General features: G+C 43.1%; 20 protein-coding genes. 15 read left to right on the forward strand and 5 right to left on the reverse strand.

Annotated elements, in window-relative coordinates; translation table 11 throughout:
• From AC1DVJ_RS05360 to AC1DVJ_RS05370, 3 genes are all read left to right on the forward strand, one after another.
• Positions 1–398 (forward strand): ABC transporter permease subunit (locus AC1DVJ_RS05360; protein WP_477588959.1); only part of this gene is annotated, 398 nt, incomplete at its 5' end.
• Positions 399–408: 10 nt separating this feature from the next.
• Positions 409–1,308, forward strand: a complete 900-nt coding sequence (locus AC1DVJ_RS05365; RefSeq protein WP_477588960.1) for a carbohydrate ABC transporter permease — start codon at positions 409–411, stop codon at positions 1,306–1,308.
• 65 nt (positions 1,309–1,373) lie between these two features.
• Entirely contained in the window at positions 1,374–2,918 is a 1,545-nt protein-coding gene (locus tag AC1DVJ_RS05370; RefSeq protein WP_477588961.1) for an ABC transporter substrate-binding protein, read from the forward strand.
• A gap of 520 nt (positions 2,919–3,438) precedes the next feature.
• Here AC1DVJ_RS05370 and AC1DVJ_RS05375 read toward each other — a convergent pair.
• The 3 genes from AC1DVJ_RS05375 to AC1DVJ_RS05385 form a co-directional block, all read right to left on the reverse strand.
• On the reverse strand, positions 3,439–3,861 hold the full coding sequence (locus tag AC1DVJ_RS05375; protein WP_477588962.1) for a DUF4362 domain-containing protein: 423 nt from the start codon (positions 3,859–3,861) through the stop codon (positions 3,439–3,441).
• A gap of 31 nt (positions 3,862–3,892) precedes the next feature.
• Positions 3,893–4,939, reverse strand: coding sequence for an IS1595 family transposase (locus AC1DVJ_RS05380; protein ID WP_477588963.1), 1,047 nt, complete (start codon positions 4,937–4,939; stop codon positions 3,893–3,895).
• A gap of 180 nt (positions 4,940–5,119) precedes the next feature.
• Positions 5,120–5,560 (reverse strand): CHRD domain-containing protein, encoded by a 441-nt coding sequence (locus AC1DVJ_RS05385; RefSeq protein ID WP_477589265.1) that lies wholly within the window; start codon positions 5,558–5,560, stop codon positions 5,120–5,122.
• A gap of 226 nt (positions 5,561–5,786) precedes the next feature.
• Here AC1DVJ_RS05385 and AC1DVJ_RS05390 point away from each other — a divergent pair, with 226 nt between their 5' ends.
• The 5 genes from AC1DVJ_RS05390 (at position 5,787) to AC1DVJ_RS05410 (ending at position 13,018) form a co-directional block, all read left to right on the forward strand.
• A complete protein-coding gene (locus AC1DVJ_RS05390; RefSeq protein ID WP_477588964.1) occupies positions 5,787–7,049 on the forward strand; it encodes a Rossmann-fold NAD(P)-binding domain-containing protein in 1,263 nt (420 codons plus the stop codon).
• A 145-nt stretch (positions 7,050–7,194) separates the two neighbouring features.
• Positions 7,195–7,770 carry a TerD family protein gene (locus AC1DVJ_RS05395; RefSeq protein ID WP_477588965.1) on the forward strand — a complete coding sequence of 192 codons (576 nt, stop codon included), beginning with the start codon at positions 7,195–7,197 and terminating at the stop codon, positions 7,768–7,770.
• A 43-nt stretch (positions 7,771–7,813) separates the two neighbouring features.
• A complete protein-coding gene (locus AC1DVJ_RS05400) occupies positions 7,814–9,070 on the forward strand; it encodes a TerD family protein (protein ID WP_477588966.1) in 1,257 nt (418 codons plus the stop codon).
• A 49-nt stretch (positions 9,071–9,119) separates the two neighbouring features.
• A complete protein-coding gene (locus AC1DVJ_RS05405; RefSeq protein WP_477588967.1) occupies positions 9,120–9,668 on the forward strand; it encodes a hypothetical protein in 549 nt (182 codons plus the stop codon).
• 413 nt (positions 9,669–10,081) lie between these two features.
• A complete protein-coding gene (locus AC1DVJ_RS05410; protein WP_477588969.1) occupies positions 10,082–13,018 on the forward strand; it encodes a rhamnogalacturonan lyase in 2,937 nt (978 codons plus the stop codon).
• 456 nt (positions 13,019–13,474) lie between these two features.
• Here AC1DVJ_RS05410 and AC1DVJ_RS05415 read toward each other — a convergent pair whose 3' ends face one another.
• Positions 13,475–14,656, reverse strand: a complete 1,182-nt coding sequence (locus AC1DVJ_RS05415; protein WP_477588971.1) for a GGDEF domain-containing protein — start codon at positions 14,654–14,656, stop codon at positions 13,475–13,477.
• A gap of 185 nt (positions 14,657–14,841) precedes the next feature.
• Between AC1DVJ_RS05415 and AC1DVJ_RS05420 the strand changes: the two genes are divergently transcribed.
• The 6 genes from AC1DVJ_RS05420 (at position 14,842) to AC1DVJ_RS05445 (ending at position 19,024) form a co-directional block, all read left to right on the forward strand.
• Positions 14,842–14,982 carry a hypothetical protein gene (locus AC1DVJ_RS05420; RefSeq protein ID WP_477589266.1) on the forward strand — a complete coding sequence of 47 codons (141 nt, stop codon included), beginning with the start codon at positions 14,842–14,844 and terminating at the stop codon, positions 14,980–14,982.
• 179 nt (positions 14,983–15,161) lie between these two features.
• Entirely contained in the window at positions 15,162–16,184 is a 1,023-nt protein-coding gene (locus AC1DVJ_RS05425; RefSeq protein WP_477588972.1) for an ABC transporter substrate-binding protein, read from the forward strand.
• Positions 16,185–16,200: 16 nt separating this feature from the next.
• A complete protein-coding gene (locus AC1DVJ_RS05430; RefSeq protein ID WP_477588974.1) occupies positions 16,201–17,190 on the forward strand; it encodes a FecCD family ABC transporter permease in 990 nt (329 codons plus the stop codon).
• Between the two features lies 1 nt (position 17,191).
• Entirely contained in the window at positions 17,192–17,971 is a 780-nt protein-coding gene (locus tag AC1DVJ_RS05435) for an ABC transporter ATP-binding protein (protein ID WP_477588976.1), read from the forward strand.
• 39 nt (positions 17,972–18,010) lie between these two features.
• Positions 18,011–18,526, forward strand: a complete 516-nt coding sequence (locus AC1DVJ_RS05440; protein WP_477588978.1) for a HugZ family pyridoxamine 5'-phosphate oxidase — start codon at positions 18,011–18,013, stop codon at positions 18,524–18,526.
• A 54-nt stretch (positions 18,527–18,580) separates the two neighbouring features.
• The gene (locus AC1DVJ_RS05445) at positions 18,581–19,024 is read left to right on the forward strand and encodes a DinB family protein (protein WP_477588979.1); all 444 of its coding nucleotides are present in this window, start codon (positions 18,581–18,583) and stop codon (positions 19,022–19,024) included.
• 108 nt (positions 19,025–19,132) lie between these two features.
• Here the strand turns inward: AC1DVJ_RS05445 and AC1DVJ_RS05450 are convergent, their stop codons facing one another.
• A complete protein-coding gene (locus AC1DVJ_RS05450; RefSeq protein WP_477588980.1) occupies positions 19,133–19,843 on the reverse strand; it encodes a DsbA family oxidoreductase in 711 nt (236 codons plus the stop codon).
• Between the two features lie 206 nt (positions 19,844–20,049).
• On the opposite strand from AC1DVJ_RS05450, the gene AC1DVJ_RS05455 reads away from it, so the two are divergent.
• Positions 20,050–21,312 carry an SWIM zinc finger family protein gene (locus AC1DVJ_RS05455; protein ID WP_477588982.1) on the forward strand — a complete coding sequence of 421 codons (1,263 nt, stop codon included), beginning with the start codon at positions 20,050–20,052 and terminating at the stop codon, positions 21,310–21,312.
• Positions 21,313–21,331: the final 19 nt, after the last annotated feature.

Consider the following 21,331-nt stretch of genomic DNA (forward strand, 5'->3'; position numbering starts at 1 on the left):
GGACTGGATATAATGCCGTTGTTTATTTGGCGGGAATTACAGGTATTAACCACGAGTATTTCGAAGCCGCCCAGATCGACGGAGCTTCGAAGTTGCAACAAATCCGATACATTACGATTCCGTTCCTGACTCCTTTTATCATTATTATGAACCTGCTTGCTTTGGGGCGCATTTTTTACTCCGATTTCGGACTTTTCTTCCAAACGACGAACAACATTGGCGCCTTGTACGACTCGACACTTGTCATCGATACTTACGTATATAATGCACTAACCATCACGGGGGATCTGGGAATGGCTTCGGCTGCGGGCTTTTACCAAGCGATCGTCGGGTTGATACTGGTTTTGGTCAGTAATCTGGTTGTAAAGAAATTCGATAGAGATAGTGCTTTATTCTAGGAGGTGCCACATGAAAGCATCAGGTAGACCACCCGGCGCCATTTCCAGGCCGGCCGAACTCTTCATTGACATATTCTTTATTCTCTTTTGTTTGTTTTGTATTCTGCCAATCTTATTGGTTCTAGTCATTTCTGTTACGGACGAAAGTAGTATTATGCGAAGCGGTTACTCATTCTTTCCTGAATCGTTCAACTTGGATGGCTACCGTTTCGTTTTATCCGATGCTACGGAAATCATTCGCTCATATTTTGTTTCCGGTATTGTGACTGTAAGCGGAACGGTGCTGGGTGTCCTAATCACTGCTGCGTGCGCTTATCCCTTATCCAGGAACGACTTTGCTTACCGCAAATATTTCGCATTATTTATTGCGTTCACGATGCTGTATAATGGGGGACTCGTTCCTTGGTATGTTCTGTACGTCAAAGGTTTGGGTATCAAAAACACGTACTTGGCGCTCATTCTTCCGCAACTGGTAAGCGGATTTTATGTCATCATTTTAAGAACCTTTATGCAGCACAACATTCCGAAAGAGCTCATCGAATCGGCCAAGCTGGACGGAGCGGGTGAGTACCGAATCTTTTTTCAAATCGCAATACGACTGGCATTGCCAGGCTTGGCTACCGTTGGTTTATTTCTCAGCTTGAGCTATTGGAATGACTGGTACAACGCCTTGCTTTTCATTGATGATAAGAAGATGTATCCTTTGCAGTTTCTGTTGTTTAAAGTAAATGCCAGCATCGACGTATTGAACACAAGCTCGTTTGGTGCGAGAACGGCGAATGCCATCCGTCCCAGTGAATCAGCGAAAATGGCGATGGCCATTCTAGGAATTGGTCCGATCATCTTGGTGTATCCGTTCCTGCAAAGATATTTCGTAAAGGGTCTTACCATTGGGGCTGTTAAAGGCTAGTGATTCAGTTCGGCTATATTCGTGAAAGCGATTAGCAAATATATAATTTAAATTGGAGGGGCAATATGAAATCACTCAAGGTCAAGAAGTCATTGTTTCTGTTAGTTTCCTCAACGCTTGCACTATCACTCGTGATGTCAGGCTGCGGCAAGAGCAGTAACGACACCAGCGTCACACCGTCATCTGATTCTAAGACTGTAGCAGCTACTGAGAATGTGAGTACAAAACCTGCAAAAGAAGTAACAATTGATTGGTACTATGTTGGCAACAAAGAAGAAGTCGATAACCAGTTGATCAGTGACGAGATAAGCAAATACACAAAAGACAAAATCAATGCTAAAGTTCAGATGCATGTGCTGGATTGGGGATCATTCTCTCAAAAAATCGAGATGATGATTGCTTCCGGCGAAAAGATCGACGTCCTGAGCACCGGCTCGATGTTGAATTTCCCTCAGATGATCGCCAAAGGTTCTTTTGTGGACATGACAGACCTTTACAACAAATACGGGACGGACATCAAGAAGTCTATGCCGCCTAGCTTGATCGATGGGGCCAAATTCGATGGTAAGCTTTACGGAGTTCCGTTCATTAATATTCTCGGCAGTTCGTACGGACCGGTAATTCGTAAAGATATCGTTGAAAAAACGGGAATCGATTTGTCGACCATCACGAAATGGTCGGATTTGACGAAAGTTTGGGAAGCTTCGAAGAAAGTGGAACCTAATTTCACTGTTATGACTAGCTCTGAAGCTCTTTTCATGTCGCTGGGTTATCAAACACTTGCTGAAGGACCAGGTTTATTGAAAGGAAACAATAATCTAAAAGTTGTCAATCCGTATGAAGATCCGGAAGTCGTTGAGAATTTGAAGTTGGTTCAAAAGTGGTATCAAGCCGGTTACATTAATAAAGATGAGACGAACCCAAGCTTCAATCATACTGCCGCTCTTGCGGATAACAAGCTTCATGCCCTGATCGGCCAAAATAAGGTCGGCATCGAAGCCGAGGTATCTGTCGGTATCGGCTCTAAATATGAATTTGTGAAGCAAACACTTCGTAAGCCGATCCTTGACACGTATAGCAGTTACTTTGTCTCAACTTCGATTCCAAGAACTGCGGCGGATCCTGAGAGATCTATGATGTTTATTAACCTGCTAATGGGCGACCCATATCTGCAAAACCTGACCAATTTCGGTATCGAAGGTCGGAACTATGTCAAACTTCCTGATGGAAGAATTGACTTCCCGCCTGGATCCGATCCAGCCAAGCTCACTTACAATCCGAATTTGACTTGGGAATGGCAGAATTCATACATTCAGTTATTGAACAAAGCCTATCCGGCTGATTTCGTCAGTCAATTGAAGAAGTATAATGATTCTTCCTCTCCATCGATCGCGTTGGGCTTCCATTTCAATGCCGAACCGGTGAAGAATGAAATCGCGGCTGTCGCAAACGTCGAAAAACAATACATTACAATATTAGGAGCAGGTGCTGTTGATATCGATAAAGTTCTTCCAGAATTTTTGCAGAAATACAAAGCCGCGGGTTCCGACAAAATTATTGCAGAGAAACAAAAGCAACTTGATGTGTGGGCAGCCAAAAATAAAAAATAAATCATAATTCGTGACAAGGCTGACTTTCATTCCATGATCGTCAGCCTTTTCCATTATGGTTTTATTGTCATTACAAATTGCATAAATCACTAGCAAACTTTATTTTCCATTTTTTGCCGGTAAATACGCGATTATGCCCCGCACTAACAAACTTATCAAAAGTAATTTCAATCATAATGGTAATAAGTAATCCGCGGAAATATTGATTTGTCCTAACAAACTTTATTTTCCTCCACCAGCTGCTGCTGATGATCAAGGGAAATAAAGATCGATCGTTAGTGGAAAATAAAGTCCGTTAGCCACACATGCAGCGCWWGCGCTGCATGTGTGGCTAACGGGCAGATTTGCGGAATTATATGCCATATGCAAAGCCAGTTTCACTTCTTTTTGATAGGCTATGTTAAATCTTAATGTTGTTTTTAGCCCCAAAAGAAAACCGTCCTTTGAAAAGGCGGTTAATTTAACTATCGTTTCCCTATTGTTTACTGAAGTACCCGACTGTTGAATAACAACTCTTACTTTATTTAATTGGTACAAATAACAAATCCCCATCGAGACTTTGTTCGCAACCGTCAAGTGAGTAGTTTGTTCCTTTTTCTTTTACTTCTTTTTTCATTTGTGAACAGATATATGATTTACTATTTCCACTGCCAAATTTGTCCATTGAAGAATCCCTATTAACCTTAATGCTTTTCGCATCATATTTTAAATAAATGAAAACAGGATCTCCTTCTTTGGTGAATCGCGTGATTTTCACTTCAGCTCTTTGATTCTTATCTATATTAGATATAAATGCATCAAGTTTCTCAACATTGCCAACTATCCCATAGTCCACTACTACATCTCCATTTTCTTTAGCTAACTCTGGGCTATATTTCGAAGAACATCCTGTTAATACCATCAAGATTGCAAGAATTGCAATTAATGATTTGAAAGTAATCATCTCCTTTTTTCACGCTAATCTGCCAGTTAGTTCAGCAAGAAGAAGCCGTTCGTCGAAGTTTATTGTTTGTCTCATTTACAGCAAACAGGCAAGAAGCAACCAACATATTCTTCTTATTCGATGTTGTATTCTCATATTCCTTGCTATCTAGATAACGGAACCAAGCTAAATAATGTTGCAGATACTTCGTTGCTACTCCATTGAAACGATTAATCCAACGTTTTAAACGACTATGATAATTATTTACATTTTGAATGTGGTAAACGCCTTTCATACGCTGTTTCCCATCGGATTTGAAGCGGTAATGGTCTAACCCTTTCGAATTGGCGTAGGAACTAAATGCTCGCCATGAATCCGTACAAAGCACGTTCGAATCCGATAAGTGACCGCCAATTGCTTCATCCAATTTTGTAGTCCGAATACGCCCACGTCCAAGAACGCCAGAGAAAGTCATTTTCTGACGATCGCGAGCGACCAATACGCATATTTGGTCGTTGCTGATACCGCGATATTTAGCTTTACCACCGCGTTTACGGGACTTGCGTTCAGAGATGTTTCTTTTCCCTTTCTCAGAGTACAAGAAATAGGTCTCGTCCATTTCGACGATGCCTTGGAATGCTTCGGTTGGGATTTGCTTCAGAGCTGAAAGAATTTTATGTCGCCAGTAAAACAAGGTTACATGTGTCACTTCGTCACCCAATTGCTCGGCACATTTCCTTAGCGAAAAGCCTTCAATCATGCATTCGATAAACCGAACCCAAAGATGAGGTCTTCTGGTGCGTTGAAGAGGCGTATTAGTGAGGTCGTTGAAGGTTTGACGGCAGGCTTTGCAACGGTAACGTTGCCGTTTGACAACTCCAGAGCGCATCTTAATCATGTATTTTCCAAATCTCACAACAAAATGGCTGTCGCAATGTGGGCAAACAAGCCCAGCTTTGTGTTTTTGCTCCTGGATTTCATCAATTGCACGAATAGGAGCCGACAGGGGTTCCATTCGAGACTGTAAGAAATATACAAGTTCTTGTTTACCGCTTTCATTTAATGCGGCAGCGAGTTTCTTAATTTCCTTTAACTCCATATTAAATCATCTCCGAACTATCATTATATCTTCTATTATGCCCCATTTTTGTTCGGAGTAATCAATTATCAACAATAAAATTTAACATAGCCTTTCTTTTAAGAGCTTAAGATGCAACAGGCTTGTCCCCAAATCCTGTTCATACGTATCATACTTTCCCGCTCAAATTCAAAGTTCCTCTTAGAGAGTGACTTGACCTCGAATTTCGCCATCTGGATTTTGAATGGTGTGGACATTCACGTAGGCATTGCCATTTTCGAACTCACGTACCAAATCTTGAATCGATTTCCCTCTAAGTGGGCCGACTAAATCTGCACCCGTCAATATGCCTCGAACGACTCCTCGTCTTACAGAAATACCAAATTTAGATGGACCAAACAGGAATGCAACAACGGGACTGTTTTGGCCTACTTGTCCAAGATGAATATGTCCTTGCGTCACGCGAGAAATATTTCGGACGACAAGAATAAATCTGAGTTGGTTCCCTCTGTTGTTCAGCTGTAGTAAGGCATTTCCACTAGCTATAGTTCGTACAGGGGGAACTTCATTTCTTCCTCTTAAGATTGCTGTGAATGTTTTGATAAGCCACCACTCTCCTCGACTAGTACTACTACTATTTATGCAATGCTAGTAGAATGGGCTCGTTTAATAGCCTTATTGGAATCGAAAAATAGGATATTGTATCGATGAATAATTATCCTTACATGATAGCTGACACAGTCAAATTATTATTAAAATACATATTCTATGAATGATAAGTACGAGATTAGTAGGAGAGGGGGATATTACTGGATACCGGAAGTGATGTTATTAAGATGTACTTTAGGTAAATAGGAGATGAGTAGATGTGGACAATCAGAAATTAACCATTAGTATTCTCGGTAGCGCTGGTGGAGTGGCTAAATCCGTTCTGGCCGTATTAAATAAATCGTTTCAGGATATCGGTGATCCCGTCCATCCGTTTATTAGCCACTGCGACATTCATTTAATCGATCAGAAACAAAAGGACATGACCTATTACGAATCATTTCTCCCCCATTTAAGCCACGCCATTACGCTGCATCAATTTAATTTGGGTAATCTGAAAATGTTCCGACAGCATTTAACCCGCACGAAGACAACGCTTGTCATCGACCTATCTTGGGCAGATACCGTCGAGATGCTGGAGTGTTGTAATGAACTAGGTATTCCGTATATAAATACTGCTTTAGAAAATAGAATGGTGGATGAAAACATAGAGCTTGAAGGATTTACATTATTGGAAAGATACCGCATATTCCAAGAAAATAGAGGACGCTTCACGAATATGAAAGCGATTATCGGATCCGGCATGAATCCAGGCGTTGTGCAGTGGATGGCTTTGGACATGATGAAGCAAACACCCGGTGAAACCCCGCTAGGCTGCTATATCGTTGAGCAGGATAATTCATTTTACGCCGATCGGTCGCTAGTTCAGAAAAAAACGATTTACTCCACATGGTCTCCCGAATGCTTCTTGGATGAAGCCTTATTAAACTATCCGATGTTTATGAAGCAAAATAGGCCTATATTTCTTTATAACGATGTGTACGAGCTGGCGTTTAAGGTATCTCTCGGAAACAAACAGTTTTATGGATGTTTGATGCCGCATGAAGAGGTTATTACGTTGGGAAAAGCATATGACATGGAGACAGGCTTTATATATCGGGTGAATGACGTTACAACGGAATTACTCCGTGCCAATCTCGGCAACGCTGAGGCTCTTTGGAATTGGAATCATAAGGTGTTAGACCCTGCAGAGGCTGAACTGGATGGGGAGGATTTGGTAGGTGTGCTTCTCGTGTATAAAGATAAGGAACGATTTATGTACAACGTCATGAGTAATCAAAGCATATTTGCGGAGTTCAAGACGAACGCCACCTATTTCCAAGTAGCATGCGGCATCTATGGGGCTATATCTACGCTGCTGCTTGATGAGATTCCTACGGGTATCTATTTTGTTGATGAACTGTTGTCTAAAACAGACAGCAGCTATGGCAAATACCTTTCTTATTATATGAAAGACTTCGTTACAGGCGAAAATAACAGATCTGATGGGTTATTACTAGATAGAGTTTCACAATGGCTGTGAAGTCCTCTTTCTTCCGTGTGAGCAGTTACCTTCTTAGGGAAATTTTAGGAGTCGAATCATTGCGGGTTATGTAGTTGAAACGATATACTAGCTGTAGGGACCGATGATGTAATGTCCATTATTTTATCTGAAAGGTGAGATAACCATGTCGATTGATTTATCCAAAGGTCAACGCATTGACCTAACCAAAACCAATCCAGGTCTAACGAAAATAATTGTAGGACTTGGCTGGGATACCAATAGATATAATGGCGGTGGAGATTTCGATCTCGATGCATCTGCGTTTCTCCTTCATGAAGATGGCAAAGCAAAATCAGCAGCGGATTTCGTTTTTTATAATAACCTCAAAGCCTATGAGGGCGCTGTTGTTCATACTGGAGACAATCGTACGGGTGAGGGCGACGGGGATGATGAACAAATCATCATTGATTTTGCCAAAGTCCCGCCATCCATCAGTCGGATTGGCATCACGGTTACGATTCACGATGGAAATCAACGTGCTCAAAATTTTGGACAGGTTAGCCATGCATTCGTAAGAGTCGTAAATGAAGCTAATAAGAATGAAATTCTTCGCTATGATTTGGGTGAAGACTTTTCCGTTGAAACAGCTGTCGTCTTCTGCGAGTTTTATCGTTATGGTGGTGATTGGAAATTCCAAGCTGTTGGCAGTGGTTTCTCAGGCGGTTTGGCTGCCCTAGTTACGAATTACGGTTTGAGCTAAGAGTTGGCTTATACAGGGTGGCTGCCTTCTGGTTGCCGCCCTCATGTTTACATCTTTTACAAAGAAGGGTGAAGTCAACATGACCGTCGTTGCTGTTATCAAAGGACAAAAGGTGGATATAACGAAAGTACATACCACGCTTTCCAATCTGACTGTCTTTATCGGTTGGCATGCCCCAAAACACATAGAGCTCGATACTTCAGCCTTTTTGCTTGCGCAGAGCGGTAAGGTTCGAGGTGATGAAGATCTTATCTTTTACGGGAACCCGAGCAATAGCTTTATGACATACAAAGAGAAGCAGGCAAATGAAAGGGAACTTCATATAGAGCTCAATCGAGTTCTACCTGTAGTTGATAAAATTGCGTTTACGCTAACCATCTATGAAAGTGAAGCAAGGCGTCAAAATTTTAGCATGGTCAGTAACGTCTATATCCGTTTCATTAATCAAGCATCAGGGCAGGAAATACTTCGTTATGACTTAGGAAACCATTTCTCCATAGAATCGGCGATTGTTGCAGGAGAATTATATAGATACAACGGGGAGTGGAAGTTCAGCGCAATCGGTGCTGGATACGCTGGAGGCCTGAAAGCTCTGTGTAGGAGCTATGGTATTGAGGTGAGGAACGATCAGCAACCAGTAAAAGCGCAAGAAATGTTGATCGCTCCGCCTGAACCGAAACAGGATAAGCTTCCAAAGATCAATTTTTCCAAAATTGAATTAATGAAAAAGGGAGATAAGATCAACCTTGAGAAGAAGTCGGGCGATCTGGGGGAAATCTTAGTCAACCTAAATTGGAATCAACAAACAGCAAGCAACCGAGGCTTCTGGGGGGAATCATCTATCGATCTTGATTTAGCCTGTCTTTATGAACTCAAGGATGGCAGAAAAGGAGTCATTCAGGCACTAGGTGAGTCATTTGGGTCGCTTACGCGTGAACCCTATATAGCTCTTGATGGGGATGATCGGACAGGTTCCGTTAAAACGGGTGAGAATATTCGTATCAATGGAAGTAACCTAAGAGATTTCAGGCGTATCCTTATTTTCACATTCATCTATGAGGGTGTTTCGAGTTGGTCTGAGGCTGACGGCATTGTAACTATTAAACAAAATGGCGGTCCAGACATCATTGTTAAACTTGATGAGCACGACAACGATCTCCCTATGTGTGCAATTGCTTTGATTCAAAATGTAAAGGATGAGACGTTCAGTATTGAACGAATCGTCCGACATTATCAGGGACATCCCGAGCTGGATAAGGCATTTGACTGGGGTTTAAGATGGATTGTAGGAAGCAAATAAATGAACGAGTCGGATTTCCCCAAGGGTATCGTTTCAGGAGGTTGCATATATGTTAGAATTCTCTTTTGAACTCATTTCAGATACAAATATTAATATGGAATACATCTATGGCAGCGAACTTTTCAAGTTGAATCTATTTCTCAAGAATGGTTACTGGACGATCCATCCGTTTGATGGAATTCTCCTCAAGAATCGCGAGTTATGCAGACTTGTCATTCTGGATCTTTTTAAAAATAAATATTTTCAAATCATGCTAGCAAAACAAAATATTGCGATGTCGAGTTTAAGAACATCCATAGATCTGGAACCATCGAGAGAGCCAGAAGGGGTCAATCCTGCCGAGAGAAGGGGAAGTCAGTGGAATGATCCCGCTCAGGAAACGGAAGAAGAATTTATCGGGAATCATTCCATTGAGGAGATTATCCGAATCGAACATAATTTAATTGAGCAAAGAGTTACCTTTTACGCGGGTCTGTTAAAAAAAATGTTTATGGATAATTACGGTCCGGGTGATGATGAATTTGATAAGGTACAATCGCTTGTGCGCATATACAAGGAATCACAGGAAAAGATGAATGGACTCGCGAATACCAAGTAGTCGATATGGATGACTAGAAAATAGACCTCACCTGCCCACAAAGTGGTCAAGGAGGTCTATTTTTTCGCGTTCATATAAGCTTCTTACCTGTCAGATCAAGAAAAGAGAAGTGTAGTCAAAAATGTCATATGTCTTCCAAATGGCTTGCTTCAATAAAGTTTTATTTATAAAGAAATGTCTTATAGACGTGATTCCCAGTAACGCTCTACTGTTAATTCACTGGCCAAATTTTCAACTCGCATAACGGATAGGTCATTGTAGTAAATTCTGTTCGGCAGGGAGGGATGGTAACCGCACGATTGTGATGGATGGTAGATGTATTTCTTAGCATATGCATGTCCTTGCACGTAGAGAAATTTACCGGGAATGATCAAGATCCTCTCACAGCTCAAACAGAAGGAGTGAATTTAAAAATGCGAAATAGCAGGCAATGGAGAAAAATGGCTTCGTTACTTCTTGCGAGCGTTCTCTTTATTCCGAATTGGTCGATGGCATCAGCGGCTGTTGGTAACAATGGGGCCGAACTCGATAGCGTCTATTATAGTGATTTCGGTGATTCAGTCGTGCCTGATCCCGTTAATTGGGGATTTGTAACAGCGAATGCTACGGTATCGATTAATACATATGAAGTGATGGGGAATAACACACCCATGCTACAGTTCACCCAGACGAACCAAAGCGGGGGGCGTGTAGCGACGAAAAATTTTGGCACTTCGGTAAAAGGCAGCCAGATTCTCGTTGAATTTGATTGGTACCCTGGCAAGGTGAATGATAAAGCTGCGAACAATCCCAGTGAAAACGGCGGCGAGTTTAGAATTCTCGATAGCTCTGGCAATACGGTGTTTACGGTAAACAACACGAATAATGCACCTCTGCAATATTTTGCAGGAAAGCAGCCTGCCGCTAGTACGGGTATTACCAATCCCCAAGCGTGGTATAAGGTAGGGATTAATCTTGATGTGGAAAATGGCGTAGTTAAATTCAAGCTTACCGACAAAGCTGCGGGTACAAGTCAAGAATTCACGTCATCGTTGAATGGTGTAGCTTTTGACGGTTCAGTCGCTTCGGTTAAATTGGTGGGCATGCGGACATCTGGCAATAATATTGCTTGGACGACGTACCTCGATAATTTCGGTGTTTATCATATGCCTATTCCGGAAAATAGAATTACAAAAGTGGATAAATTATCCTATCACACCGTGTATGTAGATCAAACTACGTCGGATATCCAATCCATCGGTCTGCCGCAATCCGTTAGCGTTACCCTTGCAAATAATAGTAAGGTAACCGTGCCTGTAAGTTCGTGGGTTAACGATGGTAAGCCATGGAATCCTCATGAAGCTGGCGTATATACGTTTAAAGGTGAGCTTGCGGTTCCTGCGAGCTTGGAGAACGGTTTTGGCAGATATGCAACCCAATATGTATACAACCGTTTTTCTCCGCCAGATACAGCACGTCAGACAGAATGGCTGGACAGAGGCGTGATTGCTTTAAAATCAAATGAGGGCATATTCGTAAGCTGGCGTCTGCTTGCAGATGAATATAATCGCGATGTGACATTCAATATTTACCGCAATGGAGAAAAGCTGAATACGTCACCATTGTCTGTCACTAACTTTGCGGACACGGCCGGCGTCGCCGGAGACACCTATGAAGTGGAGACGCTTGTTCAGGGTGTTTCATCGGATACAGACGAAACTCTAGCGGCGGCTAACGATTATCTGTCCATTCCTATGCAAAAGCCTGAAGGAGGAACTACGGCCACAGGTAGCTACACGTATAGTGTCAATGACGCTGGTGTAGGGGATTTGGACGGTGACGGTGAGTACGAGGTTGTTGTGAAATGGTACCCTTCCAATGCCATCGACAGTTCACAGAATGCGATGACGGGGCCGACGATTTTTGATGCTTATAAAATGGACGGCACGCTATTGTGGCGGATGGATATGGGTCTTAACCTCACATCTGGAGCCCATTATCATCAATTTATCATCGCGGATTATGATGGGGATGGCAAAAGCGAGTTCCTCATTAAAACGGCGGATGCAACAACCGTATACGGGACAACGGATGGGAAATTTGATAGCAGCAAGGTGATCAGCGTAATCGGTAACCCTGCGGATAATGGCAAATGGGTGAATGAGGCTGGTCATATTTTCGGCGGGCCTGAATATATCTCCGTATTCAAAGGTGAAACTGGCAAGGAGATCGACACGATTGATTATGCATTTCCGCTAGGGGATGTTGCATCATGGGGAGACACCTGGCATAATCGTTCGGACCGGTTCCTTGCAGGGTTGGCTTATTTGGACGGCGTGAAGCCAAGCGCCGTCTATGGCAGAGGCTATTATGAACGGACTACGTATGTGGCCTATAGCTTAGTTCATGGCAAGCTCAAAGAAGAGTGGACCTTCGATTCCGCGCAAGCGGGCAGTGGGGCAGGCTTAGGCTTCCACAATCTGGCCACGGCAGATGTGGATAATGATGGTTTCGACGAAATTATCGCTGGTTCGTTGACCCTTGATCAGGACGGCACCATTCTTTATGAAATGGATGGCGAAATGCAGCGTGAACAGGGTTCACACGGTGACGCGCTTCATGTAGGGGCATTTGATCCAGCTCGTGAAGGCTTGCAGGTTATGGCCGTACATGAAGTCCCTTCTGTTGCATCGGTAGAGCTCCATGATGCTGCAACAGGGGAAACACTGATGTCATACAATGGATATGTAGATACAGGACGTGGCTTGGCGGCAAATATTACCGCAAGCCCGGGCTTTGAGTTCTGGGGGACTGGAGGGACAACGCCAGCATCTGGCGGAGGTATTTATAACGTACAGGGTCAGGTCGTTGCGGATAGCTTTAGAACGGCAGGCGTATCCGTAAACTTCGCCCTTCACTGGGATGGGGATTTATTAAATGAGTTGCTGGATAATACATCGATTACGAAGTTTAATCCAAATACGAAGAAATCGGAGCCTTTGAAAAGCTTTGCAGACGTTGTCAGCAACAACGGAACGAAGGCGACTCCGACCCTACAGGCCGATATCCTAGGAGACTGGCGTGAAGAAGTTCTTTTGCCTACAACAGATAGCTCGGAATTGCGAATCCACAGTACCACGATTCCTACGGAGTACCGGATTTATACGCTCATGCATGACCCGGTATACAGGAACGGCATCGCATGGCAAAACACGGCGTACAATCAGCCGCCGCACTTGAGCTTCTACCTCGGTGAAGACATCAGAGAGACTGTTCTTGCAGGCGGATTGCAAGCGCCTAATGTCGCTTATACGGACAAACACTACGATAAGAAACCTAAGAAGCCAAAAGATCCAAAAAATCACAAATGACGTTGAAACCCGCTCATGGAGCGGGTTTTTTTACCAACAAAAGCTCAACACGACCGTAATATCATTCTCCGACAGATCGATGTGTCCGTGTTCGTTCCGGTTAAATCTATACCCATTTTCCTCGATTCCCGAGCATATACGAAATAGCCGATGTTCATCCATTTGGATTAACTTTGCGAATTGCGCGAGATACATGGGCGTATTATTCAGAGTAATCATTCCTATCTACCTACTCTCTGTCAGGGTTTTTTGTGCTTAGGAATAAATTAACAAGAATGGTTTGAAAAGTATCAGGAAAATTGTCGTCTATCGTATCAAAAAAGGAAGTGTTTGATAGTTTGTCACAAACAGCGGTCAGGCAGTCGCGATCTGATGGACGTCTTTTTGCCCAACACAAAAAGCTGCCGCAAGAGCGACAGCTTCATTTCAAATCTATGCTCAGATACATGAATTCACCTAAGCATGCACAGCTTGTCTGTCCACATGTCCTCGAAACACACTGTTTCGACCGTTTCTTTTGGCGCGATAGAGGGCTTTGTCACAAGTGGAGTAAAGCTCTTCAAGATGTGTCCCTTCATTCGGGATGATCGTGAGAACACCCAAACTGATGGTATAGGAGAGAGGTGAACCGAAAATGTGCGATTCCTCCGCGGCTTGTCTAAGCTGTTCAGCGTACCGCGATGATTCCGTTTCATCTATACCAGGCAGGATAATGGCAAATTCGTCCCCGCCATATCTAGCGAATAGATCATCTGGTCCCAACTGTTTCTTCATTCGTGTTGTGAGATCAATAAGCACCCGATCTCCCACGTCATGACCGAACGTATCATTAATCGATTTGAAATTATCAATATCAAAAAGCAGCAGCGTGATCGGTTTCTTTTTCTTCGCATAAGCGGCAATGTATGAATTCGTGTGAGAGATGAACGTCCTGCGATTCAATGTCCCCGTCAAATCGTCATAATTGGCCAGTCGAAGCAGGGCCTGATCGGTTTGTTCCTTCATCAAGAGAATGAATCCCGCATTACCAGCAATCATAGCGAAATATTGGGCTAGCAGCATCATGGTCTGATTTCCGTTGATATGATAATAACTCATCAATGTATCGAAGACTAACGCACAGACGGCCCTAACTAGAAGAGCTGCAATGATCATTAGATAAAAATAGCCAATGACATGGGTCAACGTGGATGCGCCTCGTTTTTGAATCATTCTGTATGCTGGAATTAGGAGCCCCGCAGCGATACCCATGGAAACAAAGAAAATTCTGAACTTCTCTTCGTTGGAAAAAAGAAGGATGCTATGAAATACGACAATATTGGTAATAGTTAAAGCGATATATAGGTTTCGTGTCAGTCTGCTAAGGGCATGCTGGATTTTCAGTATGGAGATGATTTCAAGCGCATAACCGATAAAAAGTGACGAGTTCACAAGGGATATTGTAAGTGTATCCGACAGACCGCCACGAACAATTAAAATCAGCCACGCCGCGGCTTGTATGCATTTTGCATAGAAAAAGTATCTTATTGTACTTTCGTTCTTATGTTGACGCCAATAGGCGATAATAAATACGGCAGTAAATAGATGCCCTATGACAAGTGTCAGCAGCATGGTTTTCAAATCCAAGTATAGAGCCATTTCGAACCTCATCTGCCTGTTGGAAGTATTGGATATTTGGAAGAAAAATGTCGATCACACTTACTTTATCACAAAATTGAAGAGACATGTTTCAAATTTTCCATAACTGAAGACAAATCATACACCAAATATTCCTTGAAATGTATAGAACAAGTGTGTCACTATAGACTTACGTAGACACAGAAATTAGCGTTTCGATTGGTTCGGCTATGTACCCCAATGAGGCGAAAACGCTAGATGATTTACTGCATGCGGCAGATCTAGACATGTACTCATTTAAATTCGATAGAAAAAATACGAACAATATGGTTGGAACCAATAAATAAAACCAAGATGAGCCTGTTACCGGATTATGGTGACAGGCTCTATTTGGTTCCATTAAGAATCTTTCTCATTGAAAGCAGGGAAATAATGTGATAGAATCATTTTTGATAATGATTATCATTATTATTGATAATGATTATTAGAATCAATTACATTGTACATACATCAGGGGGTTTTGATTTTGAAAAGGTTTCTTTCACTTCTAGTATTGACAGGTTTATTAGTAATGACAGCGTGTTCGTCACAGACGAAGGATGCTTCAACAACGAGCACAGCTACACCAAGTCCAGCCAGTTCAGCTACAACTACAGCTACAGCTAGTCCTACTGCTGCTGCTGATGCAGACAAAGTATATAGCTTGACGAATGATGGGGTTGATCCAGCGGCAGTTACCCAAGCGCTAAGTCAATTTCCAGCGAAGGTGCCAACGCGCATTGTAACGACATCCGTACCATTAGCTGAAATGCTCCACTTACTTGGGATTACGCCTGTAGGTGTACCGACTTCTACGAATCCGCTTCCAGCTGCTTTTGATGGCATTAAACGTATTGGATCACCTATGCAACCGGATCTGGAGGTTGTCACTAGCTTGGAATCAGACCTGCTTCTTGGTGCAGAATCACTCAAAAGCACATTGGATAAGAATTTGGCAGGAATCAAGCTAGATAAATCCTATTTACGAACAGATTCATTCGAAGATTTAAAGCTAAGCTTTAAGGTGTTGGGTACTTATTTTAAGAAAACAGACGAGATGAACAAAATACTAACTAAGATCCTAGACCAAGAAAATAATTTGATTAAGCAATCCAAAGGCAAGAAACAACCGAAGGTAATGCTAGTGATTGGAACGGCAGATTCTTTCATGGTAATGAGTGAAAAGTCTTATTTGGGAAGTCTTGCGAAGAAGGTGAATGCGAATAATATTGCCACCTCTGAGTTGAAGGTAACAGCGACCTATTCGGCCATTAACATGGAGCAGGTTGTTGCTATTGATCCGGACATTGTTCTTGTTCTGGCTTCTGGCGATCATGGCGCAACGGTAGATAAGTTCAAGAAAGAAGTAGAGAAAAATGGCATTTGGAAGCAACTTTCGGCGTATAAGAATGACAAGATTCAGATATTGGATTACAGCATCTTTGGTGTAACGTCCATTACGAACGTAGATAAAGCCTTGACTCAAATCTCCAACTACTTCTATCAATAACCCGAGGAGTTACACAGTGATAAGCAGAACTCGAAACCAGTCGATTGTTATCTTAACGTTCATACTTGTAGCGATTGTCGCCATCATCGCGATTGGTCTAGGCAGTGTATCGATCTCAATTCCGGAAATTATAAAGACGCTTTTAGGTTCACCGTCCAAAGCCATGAATGCTACGATCATTTGGGATATTCGATTGCCTCGAGTTTTGCTGGCATTGATTATTGGGGCAAATATCGCGATCTCCGGTGCCCTCTTGCAGGCTGTCATGGGTAATCCGCTTGCTGACCCTGGCTTGACGGGCGTTACCAGCGGTGCCGCAGCTTGTGTGCTTGTTATCATGCTTGCAGCACCGACGTATACGAATTTTATCCCAATAGCTGCATTTATAGGTGGCGTAATTGCTGCTGGCATTGTGTACTCACTCGCGTGGAGAAGGAGCGGTATTACACCGATAACCATTATTCTATCTGGTGTTGCGGTGAATGCTTTGTGCGGAGGCGTTATCGGATATTTGACGATCATGTACAGTGATCGACTTCCCTCCGCGGTGCAATGGCTGAATGGCAGTCTCGCTGCCAAAGGAAATAATGCATTAACGATGATCCTTCCTTACGCGACCGTTGGTTGGATTTTGTCGATATTCACCATCCGTAAGGCCAATATCATTCGTATGGGTGACCAAGTCGCGTCTAATCTGGGTGAGAATACGAACCGAATTCGCATATTATTGTCCCTTTTGGCCGTTTTCTTGTCAGCTGTTTCCGTAGCTGCTATTGGGATGATCGGGTTTGTAGGACTCGTCATTCCGCATATGGCCAGACTCATGGTGGGCTCCGATTATAAATATCAGCTGCCGATGAGCATGGGACTTGGAGCGCTCGTCTTGTTGCTTGCAGATACTGGCGGACGGACCTTGTTCGCACCACTAGATATCCCAGCAGGCATTCTCATGGCTGTTATCGGCGCACCTTATTTTCTATATTTGATGAGAAGGAGAACGTTCTAATATGTTAACAGTCGATGGGATTTCGATCCGATATGAACAGAAGAGCGTCATTCATAACTTTTCCTTCTCAGTCAAGCAGGGTGAGGTATTGTCGATTATCGGACCGAATGGTTCGGGCAAATCCACTCTGCTCAAAGCAGTTTCACGGCTTATTCCCTATCATGCGGGAACGGTAACGCTCGATGGCGTGAATATAAATACCTTGAGTTCCAAACAAGCTGCGCGCAAGATGTGCATACTCAGTCAGAAAAACCAAGCACCCAGCGATATGACAGTGGTCCATCTGGTCTCGTATGGCAGGTATCCGCACAAAAAATGGTTCGAGAAATTAGACCAAGAGGACATGGCGATCGTCGAGTGGGCCTTGGAAAAGACGAAGCTGATTTCTTATAAAGATCGAACGGTTGCTTCCTTGTCCGGTGGTGAATCACAGCGGGCCTGGATTGCGATGGCGCTAGCGCAGCGTCCTCAAATTTTGCTGCTAGACGAACCGACAACGTATCTGGATATTTCGCATCAGCATGAAGTACTTGAACTCGTTCGTGAGCTGAACCAGACGATGGGGATGACGATTGTCATGGTTTTACATGATCTCAACCAAGCATCCTGTTATAGTGATAGTATTGTTGTTGTACAAGACGGTGAGAAGGCGATGAACGGCACACCGCGTGAAGTGATGACGACAGAGATGATCAGACAAGTGTACCGTATGGATGCGGAAGTGAACTATGCTAGGACGGAGCAGAATCCTCGTATTCATTTGTTAAGTACCGTGAAATAGAAGCCATAACTAAGCAACCATTCAAATGGAGGAATCAATATGCAGAAGAAACCAGTCGATGTTGAGAAAAACAAGGAAAATTACTTGCAGTTTATTGCCAAGCGTAAAAACTTGATCTTGAGCTTAATTGACGAGGATGGCAAGCCATTTATCAGCTACGCACCTTTCGTTAAAAAAGATGGCAAATTGTATATTTATATTAGCCAAATCGCTGATCATTATCGATATATGGAAAACAATGAATTTGTCGATGTGCTCCTTATTGCCGACGAATCCGAGACGAACAATAAATTTGCAACAGAGCGAGTTCGTTGGAGCTGTAGTTCAGAGAACATTGGCAATGATGGACACGAGGATATTTTCGAACTATTCAATGCCGATCACGGTGCTAAAATGGTCGATTTACTACGCGGACTAGACTTCTCGTTGTTTGAGATGACACCTTTGCAAGGCCGTTATGTCGTTGGCTTCGGTATGGCATTCGATCTGGATCTGGAAGCGAATAAATTCACTCATGTCGTTATTGATAAAAAGAAAGATGCGGTCAATAACTAACGAGCTGCTCCTCGTAATATCGAAATCTAGGAAAGTAAAGGAGATCAGATTCGTATGACTTTTGATACAGTACTGCCGATCTGGCAAGCGATTCAAGGACGGTTTCACAAAACGGTAAAGGCATTGCCTGAGCAGGATTTGAGCTTGCAGTTGGGTTCCTCATCCATCAGCGCTTTGCTGCATCATAACGCGGAAGTGGAGTTTATGTTCGCAGAATGGTTCTTCGGGAAAAGTATACCGGAGAATCGCAAATCTGACGCAGACAAGCCATCTTTCACGAATTTGCAAGAATTGGTTGATCTACTGACAGAGTCGAACGAACACCTCATCGAAGCGATGCGTGAGCTTCCAGAGGAAGCGTGGCAGAAGAGTGTGGAGTCCCGTATTGGAGCATCCACGCCGCTTGAAGCCGTAGGCCGCTTGATGTATCACACGGGCATTCATTCTGGGCAAATATCACTCATTCAGAAAACGGCGGGCGGTCAAGCAGACAAATAAGAATTCATCCTGGGCTTGGTTGCACCCCTCAATTAGCAAACGAAAATAGACCTCACTTGAGCGCAATCGGTCAAGGAGGTCTATTTTTTTGCATTTATTCGGAGCTACTTATGGTTTGTTCGGGACGACACAGGTGCCATCTAAACAAGCTTCTTCGCTTGCTGATTCTACAACTTGTGGCGGTTGCTCGGCATCCCACAGCTGCTGCATAGCGTTTAAGTAAACACCGCTTGGCTGGGCCCCGGACAACGCATGTTTACCGTTGATAACATAGTACGGAACGCCTCGGATACCAAGACGGCTGCCATTCTCTTCCTCAGCCCGCACCAGTTGGGCGAACTGATCACTTGCGAGCACAGACAAGGCATCTTCGCGATCAAGCCCTACGACTTCTGCGATGTCTGCAAGGATGTTGTGATCGCTAATATTTTTGGATTCGCTGAAATAAGCGAGGAACAACAGCTCCGATATTGCGGCACCTTTCCCCAGATTCTCGGCAAATAGCCGTAGACGATGAGCATCGAACGTGTTCGTCAGCACGATTCCGCTAAATTGAAAGTCGATACCTTCACTAACGGCTTGCTGACGCATCTTCTCATTCATGGCGATAGCTTCTTGACGGCTCATGCCGTACTTGGAAGACAGCATATCGTAGACGTCGTGCGGGACACTTTTGGGAGCATGACGGTCTAGCTCGAAGCTGCGGTAAACAACTTCAACGTGATCACGGTGTGCAAAGCCCGCTAGGGCTTGCTCGAAGCGGCGTTTGCCGATAAAACAGAATGGACAGGCAAAGTCTGACCAAATCTCTACTTGCATAAGGATCACCTCGATATTGGGATTAGGAAACAATACATGTTGTAGTTGGAAAATGAATTACATTTATATATTATAATTATAGTAGATAGAATTATGTAAGTAGTTATAATAATGTGACATAGTCATGAAAATAGAACCATAGGAAGGTGAGAGAAATCAATAATAGCATAGATTCTTCTAAATCCAAGCCTATACGCAAGGTAAGCATGGCTAATGAACTAACCTCCTATAAAAAAATGATTCGATTATATGTAAAGCAAAACTCTGACCGATATGGTTTTGTAGCGTATCGTGATGTGTCGAAGGCCGTAGTTGGAGCAGAGATGGTTATGGCAAAGGCCGAAGAAGTATTCGAAAGTGGGCAACATCTGGCCGCTGCCAAAATAAACTTTTGCATCTTGCACGAGATGGGTGATTTGCTTCAGTTGTGTGATGATTCGGATGGCATTGTAGGTGGAATCATTCAGCAGTGTCTGGGATTCGTTGATGCTGTAACCAGTGATCTCGAAAGTATGTCAAGTAAGGATAGGCGGGACCTTTTTCAGTTACTTTTAAAAGAGTCACTTCATTCCAACCTCGAAGGATGGAGTGAGTGGCAATTATCACTCATGGAAAGCGCTATATTGCTGATCGCGAATGAGAAGGAAAGGGCACAGTGGGAACAGCAACTTGCTAAATTAGTGAATATGGAAACAAACAGTTCCTCCTATAGCTCATTTGATGCTGAACAAGCAGCATTACTCCGGTATCAGGTGATTGAGAAGTTTGATAATGCGGCAGCGGCAGCGGCTTTTTTACAAGATCATCTCGATTTTTCCGATTTCCGCAAAATGGCAATTGATGATGCCATGAGACAACAACAATTTGATAAAGCGTTACAGTTAGTTGATGAAGGCGAACGTAAGGATGCAAGTAAAGGTTATCCGGGGTTGGTTGATAAGTGGAAAAAATGTCGCTACGAAATCTACGCATGTACGCATCAAGTGGAGAAACAAATAGAGCTTGCAGAGGAATTTGTATCCGAAGGTGAATATTCCTTTTATTTGATCTTAAAAGAGTTATATAGCAAGGATGAATGGCCAGTTGTAAGCGAGAGGATTTTGAACGATCTTGAACTTAGTCGGAGTTGGCATACAGATTCTCTATATAGGCGCTTGCTTATAGAAGAGAAGGAGAACCAGAGACTGCTGAATTATGTCCAAAGAAATATCAATTGTATTGTGGAATATTACCCGTATTTAATGGGTGAGTATGCAGAGGAAGTTCATCGGCTGTTTGTGACATATATCACGGAAGAAGCAGCCAACGCATCGAAACGAAATCAATATCAGAAAGTATGTCAAATCATTCGTAAATTGATCAAAGCGAATGGCGGAAATCGTGCGATGGAGTTAACGCAGCATTTCCGGCTGAAATATCCGAATAGATCTGCATTCATGGATGAACTGGATAAAATCAAGTTCAATTGATGTGAGAAGCAAAATACCC

It is taken from the genome of Paenibacillus sp. P4_A9 (genome assembly GCF_056402415.1).

Bases quoted from the DNA above. Each gene is read 5' to 3' on its own strand.
- AC1DVJ_RS05365 (WP_477588960.1), top strand. From the start codon at position 409: ATGAAAGCATCAGGTAGACCACCCGGCGCCATTTCCAGGCCGGCCGAA.
- AC1DVJ_RS05370 (WP_477588961.1), top strand. From the start codon at position 1,374: ATGAAATCACTCAAGGTCAAGAAGTCATTGTTTCTGTTAGTTTCCTCA.
- AC1DVJ_RS05375 (WP_477588962.1), bottom strand. From the start codon at position 3,861: ATGATTACTTTCAAATCATTAATTGCAATTCTTGCAATCTTGATGGTA.
- AC1DVJ_RS05380 (WP_477588963.1), bottom strand. From the start codon at position 4,939: ATGGAGTTAAAGGAAATTAAGAAACTCGCTGCCGCATTAAATGAAAGC.
- AC1DVJ_RS05395 (WP_477588965.1), top strand. From the start codon at position 7,195: ATGTCGATTGATTTATCCAAAGGTCAACGCATTGACCTAACCAAAACC.
- AC1DVJ_RS05400 (WP_477588966.1), top strand. From the start codon at position 7,814: ATGTTTACATCTTTTACAAAGAAGGGTGAAGTCAACATGACCGTCGTT.
- AC1DVJ_RS05405 (WP_477588967.1), top strand. From the start codon at position 9,120: ATGTTAGAATTCTCTTTTGAACTCATTTCAGATACAAATATTAATATG.
- AC1DVJ_RS05410 (WP_477588969.1), top strand. From the start codon at position 10,082: ATGCGAAATAGCAGGCAATGGAGAAAAATGGCTTCGTTACTTCTTGCG.
- AC1DVJ_RS05415 (WP_477588971.1), bottom strand. From the start codon at position 14,656: ATGGCTCTATACTTGGATTTGAAAACCATGCTGCTGACACTTGTCATA.
- AC1DVJ_RS05435 (WP_477588976.1), top strand. From the start codon at position 17,192: ATGTTAACAGTCGATGGGATTTCGATCCGATATGAACAGAAGAGCGTC.
- AC1DVJ_RS05440 (WP_477588978.1), top strand. From the start codon at position 18,011: ATGCAGAAGAAACCAGTCGATGTTGAGAAAAACAAGGAAAATTACTTG.
- AC1DVJ_RS05445 (WP_477588979.1), top strand. From the start codon at position 18,581: ATGACTTTTGATACAGTACTGCCGATCTGGCAAGCGATTCAAGGACGG.
- AC1DVJ_RS05450 (WP_477588980.1), bottom strand. From the start codon at position 19,843: ATGCAAGTAGAGATTTGGTCAGACTTTGCCTGTCCATTCTGTTTTATC.
- AC1DVJ_RS05455 (WP_477588982.1), top strand. From the start codon at position 20,050: ATGGCTAATGAACTAACCTCCTATAAAAAAATGATTCGATTATATGTA.